We start from the raw sequence: 12,124 nt of genomic DNA on the forward strand, positions 1-12,124 counted from the left end.
CTTCAGTTTCCCGTCGTCTCGCCCTTTTCCTGCCCCAGCTTGGCCAGGCTCGCATGTGCCGCGGCCGCCACGCGCTCCGCCGTCAGCCCGAACAACTCATACAGAGTCTTGTACGGGGCCGAAGCGCCGAAGTGTTCGAGGCCGACTATCTCGCCGCATTCGCCGACGAACTCGTGCCAGCCGAGCGCGATGCCCGCCTCGACCGCGACGCGAGCCCGGTTCGAGGAAGGCAGGACCGTCTGCCTATATGCGATGTCCTGCCCCTTGAACCATTCGACACACGGCATCGACACGACCCTGGTCGGGATGCCCTTGGCCTCCAGCAGGTCGCGGCCCTCCAGCGCGATCTCCACCTCGCTGCCGGTCGCGATGAGGATGACCTTGGGCTGGCCGTCGGACGCCTCGCGCAGCACGTAGCCGCCGCGGGCCACGCCCTCGGCGCTGGTGCCCTCGAAGACGGGCAGGTTCTGCCTGGTCAGCGCGAGCGCGGCGGGCCGGTCGGTGTGCTTGAGCACGGCCTTCCAGGCGTAGGCGGTCTCGTTGGCGTCGGCCGGGCGGACCACGTCGAGGCCGGGGATCGCGCGCAGCGACCACAGGTGCTCGATCGGCTGGTGGGTCGGGCCGTCCTCGCCGAGGCCGATGGAGTCGTGCGTCCAGACGTACGTCACCGGCAGCTTCATCAGCGCGGCCAGGCGCACCGAGGGACGCATGTAGTCGGAGAAGACCAGGAACGTGCCGCCGTACGGGCGGGTGCCGCCGTGCAGGGCGATGCCGTTGAGAATGGCGCCCATGGCGTGCTCGCGGATGCCGAAGTGCAGCGTGCGGCCGTAGCGGTTGCCCGGGAACTCCTTGGTCTGGAACTCCTCGGGGATGAAGGACGGCTCGCCCTTCATCGTGGTGTTGTTGGACTCGGCCAGGTCGGCCGAGCCGCCCCACAGCTCGGGCAGCACCGGCGCCAGCGCGCTCAGCACCTCGCCGGAGGCCTTGCGGGTCGAGGTCGACGTGCCGACCTCGAACGACGGCAGCGCCTTGGCCCAGCCGTTGGGCAGCTCGCGCTCGGAGATGCGGTCGAGCTCCGCGGCCCGCTCGGGGTTGACCAGGCGCCACTCGGCGTAGGACTTCTCCCACTCGGCGTGGTCGGCGCGGCCGCGCTGGGCGATGCCGCGGGCGTGCTCCAGCACCTTGGCGGGCACGTCGAAGGTCTTGGCCGGGTCCATGCCCATGACCTGCTTGGTGGCGGCGACCTCCGCCTCGCCCAGGGCCGAGCCGTGGATCTTGCCGGTGTTCTGCTTGTTGGGGGCCGGCCAGCCGATGATCGTGCGCAGCCGGATGAACGACGGCCGGTCGGTCTCCGCCTTGGCCGCCTGCAGCGCGTCGTAGAGGGCCTGGACGTCCTCGACGTACTCGCCGGTGACGGTCCAGTCGACGCTCTGGGTGTGCCAGCCGTAGGCGTCGTAGCGGGCGACGACGTCCTCCGACTTGGCGATGAGGGTGTCGTCCTCGATGGAGATGTGGTTGTCGTCCCAGATGACGATGAGGTTGCCCAGCTTCTGGTGGCCGGCGATGGAGCTGGCCTCGTGGCTGATGCCCTCCTCGATGTCGCCGTCGCTGACGAAGCACCAGATGTGGTGGTCGAACGGCGAGGCGCCGAGCTCGGCGTCGGGGTCGAACAGGCCGCGCTCGCGGCGGGCGGCCATCGCCATGCCGACGGCGTTGCCCAGGCCCTGGCCGAGCGGTCCTGTCGTGGTCTCCACGCCCGCCGTGTGGCCGTGCTCGGGGTGGCCGGGCGTCAGGCTGTCCCACTGGCGCAGCCGCCGCAGGTCGTCGAGCGTGAGGCCGTAGCCGGAAAGGTAGAGCTGGATGTAGAGGGTCAGGCTCGAGTGGCCGCACGACAGCACGAACCGGTCGCGCCCGATCCAGTTGGGGTTGGTCGGATCGTGACGCATCACACGCTGGAACAGCAAGTATGCGGCGGGGGCCAGGCTCATGGCGGTGCCGGGGTGACCCGAGCCCGCCTTTTCCACTGCGTCCATCGCCAGGGCTCGAACGACATCGACCGCCTGGTTGTCCAGGTCGGTCCATTCAAGGGCTGGCACGAGTTCGGTGCTCAACTGCTCGATCTCCGGAATCTAGTTGTCATTGGTGTTGGCTATCCCGCCCATACGGGACCCTAACCGAGTGGAGTCGGCGATCGATTCCCCTTCCACCCGCACGCGTCCATGTACGGCGCAAGCCCCCCATTGGCCGGACCGGCCGACCCTGCGACTACAGTTTGTTTGTTCGCAGGGGCGTTACGGCGCCTACCCATGGATCCGCTCTATTCAGAGGTTACGCGTTGACTCCGCACAGGCTGGAAGCGCCTTGACGGTGCTGACCAACAGGCAGGCGACGGCCCGATCTCCGCAGGTGGAGGGGCCGCGCTCGATCGCCATGATCGTGAAGGCCTACATCGCGCTCACCAAGCCGCGGATCATCGAGCTGCTGCTGATCACGACACTGCCGGTGATGTTCCTGGCCGCGGGCGGCCTGCCGCCGCTGTGGACGTCGATCTCGGTCATGGTGTTCGGCACCCTATCGGCGGGCAGCGCCAACGCGCTCAACTGCTACGTGGACCGCGACATCGACCAGAAGATGCGCCGCACCCGCCGCAGGCCGCTGGCCAGGCACCAGGTCTCGCCGCGCGGCGCGCTGATCTTCGGCATCGTGCTCGGCGTGCTGTCCCTGGTGGGCCTGTGGGTGACCGCCAACGGGCTGGCCGCGATGCTGTCCACCGGGGCGATCCTGTTCTACGTGCTGGTCTACTCGATGATCCTGAAGCGCCGCACGGCCCAGAACATCGTGTGGGGCGGCATCGCGGGCTGCATGCCGGTGATGATCGGCTGGGCGGGCATCACCGATCGGCTCGACTGGGCGCCGCTGGTGCTGTTCGGCGTGGTGTTCTTCTGGACGCCGCCGCACACCTGGACGCTGGCCATGCGCTACAAGGAGGACTACGCGGCGGCCAAGGTGCCCATGCTGCCCGTCGTGGCCACCGAGCGGCGCGTGGTCCTGGAGTCGATCGCCTACACGTGGGCGACCGTGCTCTGCTCGCTGGCGCTGTGGCCGGTGGCCGGCACCACGCTCTTCTACCCCCTCGTGGCCGCCGTGCTCGGCGCCATGTGCCTGTGGGAGGTCCACCGCCTGCTGGCCCGGCTCAACGCCGGCAAGAGCGGCGTCGACCTGCGCCCCATGCGCTTCTTCCACTGGTCCAACGCCTACCTGGCGCTGCTGTTCCTGGCCGTCGCGATCGACCCGCTGCTGGCATGAGCTTGGCCGGCCCCATGTCCGGGCGGTGAGGCTGTCTTGACCGGCACGGACCCCGGCACTCTGATCCGTTAAAGTCACCGTATGGCGACCCGTGATCCACGCTGGGTGTTGAAGGACCGCCCGTCATCCGCGTTGATCATCGGGCTGGTCCTCACCGGCATCTGCGCTCTGGTCTCGTTCTCGTACGACCTGTTCGACCGCACCCCCGTGCAGTTCTTCATCGGGCTCGCGCTGGCGCTCGCGCCGGTGCCGGTGCTGCTCGCGGCGGTGCTGGCGCTCGACCGCATGGAGCCGGAGCCGCGCAGCAACCTGATCTTCGCCTTCGCCTGGGGCGCGGGCATCGCGGTGCTGGCCGCCGGCGTGATCAACTCGCTCAACCTGCACTACATCATCGACACCGCCAAGCTGTCGGAGGCCAGCGCCCGCAACATCGCGGCCACCTTCGGCGCGCCCGTGGTGGAGGAGACGATGAAGGGGCTGGTGCTGCTGGGGCTGTTGAGGTTCCGCAGGGCCGAGCTCGACGGGCCGACCGACGGGGTCATCTACGCCAGCATGGTCGGGCTCGGCTTCGCCATGAGCGAGAACGTCAGCTACTACATCGCCGCGCTCTCCACCTCCGGCGTCAAGGGGCTGGCGGTCACCGTGGTGCTGCGCGGCATCCTGTCGCCGCTCGCGCACCCGCTGTTCAGCTCCATGATCGGCGTCGCCGTGGCCTACGCCGCCCAGCGCGAGGGCCCCGAGCGGGTCTTCTACATCATGGCGGGCTGGTCGGGCGCGATGATCCTGCACGGCCTGTGGAACGGCCTGGCCTCCTACGGCGGCTTCCCCGGGCTCGTGGTGGCCTATCTCACCCTGCTGATCGTGCTGATCGTGCTCATCGGCGTGGTGTTCAGGGACCGGCGCCGCATCGTGGCCCTCATCCAGCGCTATCTGCCGCCGTACGAGCCGACCAAGCTGGTCGGGCAGGCCGACATCTACATGCTGTCGACGTTCTCCAGGCGGCGGCAGGCCAGGCAGTGGGCCAAGGCCCACGGCGGCAAGCGCGGGCTGCGCGCGATGCGCGACTACCAGCTGGCCGCCACCGAGCTGGGCCTGCTGCACGAGCGGGCGGCCCGCCACATGGTGGACGAGCAGACCTTCCACGAGGAGCAGCGGGCGCTGCTGGAGTGCATGAGCACCGCCCGCGCCGACTTCCCCGTGCCGGCGGCGCACACCAGATCGATCGCGAGAGGCACGCCGCCGCCGGGCTACGCCCCCGGCGCGCCCGGCTGAGCGAGGATCCGGTCCAGGGAGACCTCGCGCGGCCCCGGATAGACCGGGTCGGAGTGCAGGATCATCGCGTCGGCGAACGCCTTGGCGGTGGCGAACAGCTCCCGGGTGGCGTAGACGTACGTGGTCGCGGCGAACTGCCTGGTCGAGTCGTCGCCCACCCCGAACGCCTCCAGCCCGGCCGTACGGCACAGCGTCACGGCCCTGGGCAGGTGGAACTCCTGCGTCACCACGGTCACCTGCCGGGCCCCGAACACCTTGCGCGCCCGCACGCACGAGTCCCACGTGTCGAAGCCGGCGTAGTCCAGCACCATCACCTGGTCCGGCACGCCTCTGCCGCGCAGGTAGTCGCGCATGGCCGTGGGCTCGTCGTACTCCTTGCGGCTGTTGTCGCCCGACAGCAGCAGCGCCCGCACCTTGCCGGCCCGGTAGAGCTCGGCCGCGATGTCGAGCCTGCGGGCCAGCATCGCCGTGGGCTGGTTCCCGTACAGGCCCGCGCCCAGCACCAGCGCGGCCTGCGCCTGGGGGACGCGGCCGAGCCAGCCGTCGCTCTCGGCCGCCTCCCGGTGCGCCGAGCTGCCGAGCCAGGCCCAGGTCATGGGGGCCAGGGCGAGCACGCTGACCAGCACCAGCCCCTGGTACGCGCGGCGCAGCCCCTTCCGAGTGGGGCGGACATTCAGCAGCAAATCGCACCCTCCAGGAGTGGGGGAGTGGCCGACTTATCACCCCATACCCTGGCACAACCGCTCAGACGGCGGCGGGTACTCCGGTGGGGGAGTGGTCAGGCAGCGGCTCCCGGGTGCGCAGCGAGGTGACCACCCTGAGCGCGGCGATCCAGACCAGCGTGGAGCCGAGCACGTGCAGCAGGACCAGCGCGGCGGGCACGGCGAGGAAGTACTGCGTGTAGCCGATCGCGCCCTGGCCCAGCTCCACGGCGAGCAGCACCAGTGCCGCCCGCCTGGCGGGCCGCTCCGAGTGGCTCACGTGCAGGGCGAACAGCAGCGCGAACGTCAGCCCCACCACGATGTAGACGACGTCGGCGTGCAGCCGCGCCACGGCCTCGATGTCGAGATCGAAGCGGGAGGCCCTCTCGTCGCCCGAGTGCGGGCCCGTGCCGCTCACCGTGACCCCGGCCACCAGCAGCACGAACACGGCGGCCAGCAGCGCGTGGCCGAGCCTGCGGATGTCGCGGTGGGTCACCCGCCGGACCGGGCCGTCGCCCTCGCCGGCGCGCGCGTACAGCATCCAGCAGGCCGCGATCAGGCCGGTGGAGATGAGGAAGTGCATGCCCACCGTGAACGGGTTGAGCATGGTGCTGACCACCAGCCCGCCCCACAGCGCCTGGGCCAGCACGCCCGCCGGCTGCAGCAGGGCCAGCAGCACCAGCGAGCGCCTGCGCGGCGTCAGGCGCAGCGCCACGATCAGGCACGCCACCCCCACCGCCAGCACCAGGAACGTCAGCAGCCTGTTGCCGAACTCGACGAGCATGTTGAGCATGTCGGTCTCGGGGTGCGCGACCGGGACGAAGCTGTCCGGCGTACACCTGGGCCATGTGGGGCAGCCGAGCCCCGACTCGGTGACGCGCACGCCCGCGCCCGTCACCGCGATGCCCGCGTTGACCACCACGGATGCCAGCGCCCAGCCCCGCATCGACTCCGTTGTGGGCGCCCAGAAGGACAGCAGGCTGCGCACGAGAGGATTGGGGTGGTCGGTGGGTAGCTTCACGTCATCGATGGTACGGGCCGGGTGGGCCGGTCCCGCCACCGGTCGCCCGGCCTCTGGGAACGCCCGCTCGGTGAGTGCGAAGGCCGGCGCGCGGCGGTGGGACCTTCTTCACGGGATGGTCGGTGGACTTCTCAACCGTGAAGGTATGTGACATATTACAGAAGGGAGGTATGGATGTCCGACGTCATCGTGGTCGGCGCCGGAGTGGTGGGCGCCGCCTGCGCCTATTACGCTGCGCGCGCGGGCCTCGACGTGACCGTGGTCGATCGAGGCCCGGTCGCCGGTGGCACGACCGGCTCGGGTGAGGGCAACATCCTGGTGTCCGACAAGGAGCCGGGGCCCGAGCTGGAGCTCGCCGTGCTCTCGAACCGGTTGTGGCGCGAGCTGGCCGGCCACGGCGGCTTCGAGTTCGAGGCCAAGGGCGGGCTGGTCGTCGCGGAGACCGGCGAGGTCCAGCGGCAGCTCACCGGGCTGGCCGCCAAGCAGGAGGTCGAGCACACCCTGGTGCCCGCCGACTCCCTGCGCGACTACGAGCCGCACCTCGCCGACGGCCTGGCGGGCGGGGTGTTCTACCCGCAGGACGCGCAGGTGCAGCCCATGCTGGCCGCCGCGCGGCTGCTGAGCCACGGCGCGGAGAGCTTCGGCCGGGGCACGCTCCGCCTCCGCCTCGGGGCCGCGGTGACCGGGTTCATCCGCGAAGGAGACCGGATCACGGGCGTGCGTACCTCGCAGGGCGACGTGCTCGGCGACGCGGTGATCAACGCCGCGGGCACGTGGGGCGGCGAGGTGGCCGCGCTGGCGGGCGTCGACCTGCCGATCCTGCCCAGGCGCGGGTTCATCCTGGTCACGGAGCCGCTTGCCGAGCTCCTGATCAGGCACAAGGTCTACACCGCCGCCTACGTCACGAACGTGGCCAGCGACTCGGAGGGCCTGGAGACGTCGGCCGTCGTGGAGGCCACGCCCTCGGGGACCGTGCTCATCGGGGCCAGCAGGGAGCGGGTCGGCTTCGACCGGACCATGTCGGTGCCGGTGCTGGCCCGGCTGGCCGCGCAGGCGGTGGCGCTGTTCCCCGCGCTGCGCGACGTGCGCGCCATCAGGTCGTACTGCGGGTTCCGGCCGTACTGCCCCGACCACCTGCCCGTCATCGGCGCCGATCCGCGGGTGCCCGGGCTGTACCACGCGTGCGGGCACGAGGGCGCGGGCATCGGGCTGGCCCCGGCGACCGGTCACCTGCTCGCCCAGGTGCTCACCGGCTCCGAGACCGACGTGGACCTGCGGCCCTTCCGGCCGGATCGCTTCTCGGAGGAGTCCCTTTGACGTTCCACATCACGATCGACGGGCGTCCTGTCCCCGTGACCCCCGGCCAGACGATCGGGGCCGCGCTGCACGCCGCCGGCGTGCGCTCGTGGCGCAGCACGCGCTTCGGCGGGCGGCCACGCGGGCTGTTCTGCGGGATCGGGGTCTGCTTCGACTGCCTCATCTCGGTCAACGGGCGGGCGCCCGAGCGGGCCTGCCTGCTGGAGGCCGCGCCCGGTGACGAGGTGACCACGTCATGACGTACGACCTGGTGGTGATCGGGGGCGGGCCCGCCGGCGTGGCGGGCGCGCTCACGGCGGCGCAGGCCGGTCTGCGGGTGGCGCTCGTCGACTCCGCCACACGGCTCGGCGGCCAGTACTTCCGCCACTCCGCCGACCCGCGGCCCGCGCCCGGCCTCGATCGCTTCCTGCGGCTGGCCCGCGCCCTCGACTCCCGCGCCGACCTGCTGCTGCGGCACCAGGTCTGGAGCGTCACCCGCGGGCCGGACGGCGATCTGACCGTGCACTGCACGGCCCCTGACCGTACGGCGGTCCCGGTGGCGGCGCGGCGGGTGCTGATCGCGACCGGCGCGCACGACAGGCCGCTGCCGTTCCCCGGGTGGGACCTGCCCGGCGTGCTCACGGCCGGCGGCGCGCAGGCGCTGCTCAAGGGCAACGACGTCGTCGCCGGCAGGCGGATCGTGGTCACCGGCACCGGGCCGTTCCTGCTTCCCGTGGCCTCCGGGCTGGCCGGAGCCGGGGCTCGGGTGCTCGGGGTGTTCGAGGCCAACGGCGGCCTCGGGCTGGCCAGGCGTCCGCTCCTGGCCCTGGGCAAGGCCGGTGAGGCCGCCGGGTACGCGGCGGACCTCCTGCGGCATCGGGTGCCGTACCGGACGCGCCGGGCGGTCGTGGCGGCGCACGGCGAGCGCGAGGTGGAGGCCGTCACCGTGGCCCGCCTCGACAAGGACTGGAACGTTCTCTCCACCCGCGTCGTCGAGTGCGACACGGTGGCCGTCGGCTACGGGTTCGTCCCGCAGATCGACCTGGGCGTCCAGCTCGGCTGCGAGACCAGGCACGACGTGGACGGCAGCCCGGTGCTGGCCGTGGACGCCGGCCAGCGCACGAGTGTCGCCGGGGTCTGGGCGGCGGGCGAGCCCACGGGCGTCGGGGGCTGGCGCCTGTCCGAACTGGAGGGCCGCATCGCGGGGCAGGTGATCGCCGCCGACTGGCGCGCCCACGGCGGCGAGACGGGTGCCGGAGCCGTGGCCGGGGTGCTGCTGCGGCGGCGGGAGCGGTGGCGGGCGTTCGGTGCGGCGCTGCAGCGCGCGTACCCCGTCGAACCCGGCTGGCAGAGCTGGCTGCGTGACGACACGCTGGTCTGCCGGTGCGAGGAGGTGCCGCTGGCGCGGGTACGCGAGGCGCAGAGCCTCGGCGCCACCGACGCGCGCTCGATCAAGCTGCTGGCCAGGCCCGGCATGGGCTGGTGCCAGGGCCGCATCTGCGGCTACGCCGTCTCCTGCCTGGCGGGTGAGCTGCCGCAGCCGCCCCGCCGCCCCATCGCCCAGCCCGTCACCCTCGGCGCCCTCGCCGACCTCACAGACGATCCCACCGCTCAATGAACCCCCCTGACATGGAGGACTTCCCAATGGATAACCGCAGCAAGGCCTGGCACGGCGTCATGGTCGCCACAGCGCTGCCCCTGCGCGACGACCTGTCCGTCGACTTCGACGCCTACGCCGAGCACTGCCGCTGGCTGGTGGAGAACGGCTGCGACGGCGTCGTGCCGAACGGATCGCTGGGCGAGTACCAGACGCTCAGCCCGGACGAGCGCGCCAAGGTGATCGAGACCGCCGTCAAGGCCGTCGGCGGGCGCAACGTGATGGCCGGAGTGGGCGCGTACGGCGCCGCCGAGTCGCGCCGCTGGGCCGAGCAGGCGGGCGAGGCGGGCTGCGGCTCGGTGCTCCTGCTGCCGCCCAACTCCTACCGCGCCGACGAGCGGGCCGTCTTCGAGCACTACCGCGAGGTCGCCAAGGCGGGCGTGCCGATCGTGGCCTACAACAACCCGTACGACACCAAGGTCGACCTGACCCCCGCGCTGCTGGCCAAGCTGCACGAGGAGGGGCTGATCGTGGCGGTCAAGGAGTTCAGCGGGGACGTGCGCAGGGCGTACGAGCTCGCCGAGCTGGCCCCCGAGCTGGACCTGTTGATCGGCTCCGACGACGTGCTGCTCGAACTCGCCGTCGCCGGTGCGGTGGGCTGGGTCGCCGGCTACCCCAACGCGCTGCCCGCCTCCAACGTCGCGCTCTACCGCGCCGCGGTCGCCGGAGACCTGGAGACCGCGCTGCCCCTTTACCGGACCCTGCACCCGCTGCTGCGCTGGGACTCGAAGACCGAGTTCGTCCAGGCCATCAAGCTGTCCATGGACATCGCGGGCCGCCACGGCGGGCCGTGCAGGCAGCCCAGGCAGCCGCTGACGGACGAGCAGGCCGCTATCGTGCGAGCGGCGACCGAGAAGGCACTGGCAGAAGGGCTGCGATGAGGACAAAGCGCGTTTTCCACGCCGTCGACTCCCACACCGAGGGCATGCCGACCCGCGTCATCACCGGCGGGATCGGCGTGATCCCCGGCGCCAGCATGGCCGAGCGGCGCGTCTACTTCCGCGACAACCTCGACCACATCCGCACCCTGCTGATGACCGAGCCGCGCGGCCACTCCGCCATGAGCGGCGCCATCCTGCAGCCGCCCACCAGGCCGGACGCCGACTACGGCGTGCTGTTCATCGAGGTGTCCGGGCTGCTGCCGATGTGCGGGCACGGCACCATCGGCGTGGCCACCGTGCTCGTCGAGACCGGCATGGTGGAGGTCGTCGAGCCGGTCACCACCGTGCGCCTGGAGGTGCCCGCCGGGCTCGTCGAGGTGGACGTGGCCGTCGAGGACGGGCAGGCCATGTCGGTGACGCTGCGCAACGTGCCCTCCTACTGCGACCGGCTCGACGCCGTCGTGAAGGTGCCCGGGTTCGGGGAGATCCCGTACGACCTGGCGTACGGCGGCAACTTCTACGCCATCGTCGACCTCGACTCCTACGGCCTGCCCTTCGACCGCAAGGCCAAGAACGAGATCATCGCCGCCGGCCTGGCCACCATGGAGGCCATCAACGCCGCCGACGAGCCCGTGCACCGTGAGGACGACCGCATCCGCGGCTGCCACCACGTCTACTTCGCGGCACCCGGCTCCGACGCCCACCACTCGCGGCACGCCATGGCCATCCACCCGGGCTGGTTCGACCGCTCGCCGTGCGGCACCGGCACCAGCGCCCGCATGGCGCAGTTGCACGCCCGCGGCGAGCTGCCGGTCGGCCAGGACTTCGTGAACGAGTCGTTCATCGGGACCCGGTTCATCGGCAGGGTCCTGGAGGAGACCACCGTGGGCGGCGCGCCGGCCGTCCTGCCGTCCATCACCGGCCGGGCCTGGATCACCGGCACCGCCCAGTACTTCCTCGACCCGCGCGACCCGTTCCCCGCCGGATTCGAGCTGTGATTAGCAGCGTCGATTACCACACGGGCGGCGAGCCGTTCAGGATCGTCACCGGCGGCGTGCCCGAGATCCCGGGGGCCGACGTGCTCTCCCGGCGGGCCGCCGCCATGGCGGAGTCCGAGTTCGACGACGTGCGGCGGCTGCTGTGCCACGAGCCGCGCGGGCACGCCGACATGTACGGCTGCTTCCTCGTCCCGCCGGACGACCCCGGCGCCCTGTTCGGGGCGCTGTTCTGGCACAAGGACGGCTTCTCCACCGCCTGCGGCCACGGCACCATCGCGCTGGGCGCCTACGCCGTGCACGAAGGGCTGGTCGCGGCGGATCCCGACGGGGAGACGGACGTGGTCGTCGACGTGCCGTCCGGGCGCGTCACGGCGCGGGTGCGCTGCTCCGGTGGGCGGGTCCGCGGGGTGACGTTCGTCAGCGTGCCGTCGTACGTGCTGGCACGTGGCGTGGCGGCCGGCGGGACGAAGGTCGACGTCTCGTACGGCGGCGCCATGTACGTGTCCGTGCCCGCCAGGGCGCTGGGCCTGTCCGTGGAGCCCGGGCACCTGACGGCGCTCATCGGCCACGCCCGCCGGATCAAGGCGGACCTGGTCGGCCACCCGGCCACCCGGCACCCGTCCGACGACCGGCTGTCCGGCGTCTACGGCGTGATCTTCTACGACGAGCTGCCGGACGTGGACGGCGTGGCCCACCAGCGGAACGTGACGGTGTTCGCCGACGGGGAGGTGGACCGCTCGCCGTGCGGTTCCGGCACGGCGGCCCGGCTGGCGCTGCTGCACGACGCGGGGCTGCGCGGGCCGCTGATCCACGACAGCATCGTCGGGAGCACCTTCCGCGCGCGGGTGGCCCAGGTCCTGGACCAGGGGGTCGTGCCGGAGATCGAGGGCATGGCGTACCGGACCGGACAGCACGCCTTCGAGCTCGATCCCGACGACCCGCTGGGATTGGGGTTCACACTGCGATGACCGGTTTGCCGTTGGGAATGGGGT

The 12,124-nt window shown here is 71.7% G+C and carries 11 protein-coding genes; 8 read left to right on the forward strand and 3 right to left on the reverse strand.

The window, feature by feature from the left end; all coding sequences use genetic code 11:
* Nucleotides 1-2: 2 nt before the first annotated feature.
* The gene (gene tkt / locus AB0J64_RS47205; RefSeq protein ID WP_364042766.1) at nucleotides 3-2,096 is read right to left on the reverse strand and encodes a transketolase; all 2,094 of its coding nucleotides are present in this window, start codon (nucleotides 2,094-2,096) and stop codon (nucleotides 3-5) included.
* A gap of 265 nt (nucleotides 2,097-2,361) precedes the next feature.
* Between tkt and AB0J64_RS47210 the strand changes: the two genes are divergently transcribed.
* Both AB0J64_RS47210 and AB0J64_RS47215 read left to right on the forward strand, forming a co-directional pair.
* Nucleotides 2,362-3,306, forward strand: coding sequence for a heme o synthase (locus tag AB0J64_RS47210; protein WP_364042768.1), 945 nt, complete (start codon nucleotides 2,362-2,364; stop codon nucleotides 3,304-3,306).
* Nucleotides 3,307-3,387: 81 nt separating this feature from the next.
* Nucleotides 3,388-4,578 (forward strand): PrsW family intramembrane metalloprotease, encoded by a 1,191-nt coding sequence (locus AB0J64_RS47215; RefSeq protein WP_364042770.1) that lies wholly within the window; start codon nucleotides 3,388-3,390, stop codon nucleotides 4,576-4,578.
* Here AB0J64_RS47215 and AB0J64_RS47220 read toward each other — a convergent pair.
* Nucleotides 4,554-5,261, reverse strand: a complete 708-nt coding sequence (locus tag AB0J64_RS47220) for an ElyC/SanA/YdcF family protein (RefSeq protein WP_364042772.1) — start codon at nucleotides 5,259-5,261, stop codon at nucleotides 4,554-4,556. The two genes, AB0J64_RS47215 and AB0J64_RS47220, sit on opposite strands and share 25 nt — an antisense overlap.
* Nucleotides 5,262-5,322: 61 nt before the next feature.
* Nucleotides 5,323-6,300: a COX15/CtaA family protein gene (locus tag AB0J64_RS47225; RefSeq protein ID WP_364042774.1), complete on the reverse strand. Its 978-nt coding sequence runs from the start codon at nucleotides 6,298-6,300 to the stop codon at nucleotides 5,323-5,325.
* 174 nt (nucleotides 6,301-6,474) lie between these two features.
* Here AB0J64_RS47225 and AB0J64_RS47230 point away from each other — a divergent pair, with 174 nt between their 5' ends.
* From AB0J64_RS47230 to AB0J64_RS47255, 6 genes are read left to right on the forward strand one after another with little or no spacing between them, the layout of a single operon-like run.
* Nucleotides 6,475-7,617, forward strand: a complete 1,143-nt coding sequence (locus AB0J64_RS47230) for an FAD-binding oxidoreductase (protein ID WP_364042776.1) — start codon at nucleotides 6,475-6,477, stop codon at nucleotides 7,615-7,617.
* Complete coding sequence (locus tag AB0J64_RS47235; RefSeq protein WP_364042778.1) at nucleotides 7,614-7,856, forward strand: (2Fe-2S)-binding protein; 243 nt, start codon at nucleotides 7,614-7,616, stop codon at nucleotides 7,854-7,856. Before AB0J64_RS47230 ends, AB0J64_RS47235 begins: the two co-directional genes overlap by 4 nt.
* Nucleotides 7,853-9,214 carry an NAD(P)/FAD-dependent oxidoreductase gene (locus tag AB0J64_RS47240; RefSeq protein ID WP_364042780.1) on the forward strand — a complete coding sequence of 454 codons (1,362 nt, stop codon included), beginning with the start codon at nucleotides 7,853-7,855 and terminating at the stop codon, nucleotides 9,212-9,214. Before AB0J64_RS47235 ends, AB0J64_RS47240 begins: the two co-directional genes overlap by 4 nt.
* A 26-nt stretch (nucleotides 9,215-9,240) precedes the next feature.
* Nucleotides 9,241-10,134: a dihydrodipicolinate synthase family protein gene (locus AB0J64_RS47245; protein WP_364042781.1), complete on the forward strand. Its 894-nt coding sequence runs from the start codon at nucleotides 9,241-9,243 to the stop codon at nucleotides 10,132-10,134.
* Nucleotides 10,131-11,132: a proline racemase family protein gene (locus AB0J64_RS47250; protein WP_364042783.1), complete on the forward strand. Its 1,002-nt coding sequence runs from the start codon at nucleotides 10,131-10,133 to the stop codon at nucleotides 11,130-11,132. The genes AB0J64_RS47245 and AB0J64_RS47250 overlap by 4 nt, the downstream gene beginning before the upstream one ends.
* Nucleotides 11,129-12,100, forward strand: a complete 972-nt coding sequence (locus AB0J64_RS47255) for a proline racemase family protein (RefSeq protein ID WP_364042785.1) — start codon at nucleotides 11,129-11,131, stop codon at nucleotides 12,098-12,100. Before AB0J64_RS47250 ends, AB0J64_RS47255 begins: the two co-directional genes overlap by 4 nt.
* Nucleotides 12,101-12,124: the final 24 nt, after the last annotated feature.

This window comes from Nonomuraea sp. NPDC049695, assembly GCF_040674955.1.
GTDB classification, from domain to species: domain Bacteria; phylum Actinomycetota; class Actinomycetes; order Streptosporangiales; family Streptosporangiaceae; genus Nonomuraea; species Nonomuraea helvata.

Coding starts and splice junctions, on each gene's coding strand:
- AB0J64_RS47250 (WP_364042783.1), top strand. CDS start 10,131: ATGAGGACAAAGCGCGTTTTCCACGCCGTCGACTCCCACACCGAGGGC.
- AB0J64_RS47245 (WP_364042781.1), top strand. CDS start 9,241: ATGGATAACCGCAGCAAGGCCTGGCACGGCGTCATGGTCGCCACAGCG.
- AB0J64_RS47240 (WP_364042780.1), top strand. CDS start 7,853: ATGACGTACGACCTGGTGGTGATCGGGGGCGGGCCCGCCGGCGTGGCG.
- AB0J64_RS47215 (WP_364042770.1), top strand. CDS start 3,388: ATGGCGACCCGTGATCCACGCTGGGTGTTGAAGGACCGCCCGTCATCC.
- AB0J64_RS47230 (WP_364042776.1), top strand. CDS start 6,475: ATGTCCGACGTCATCGTGGTCGGCGCCGGAGTGGTGGGCGCCGCCTGC.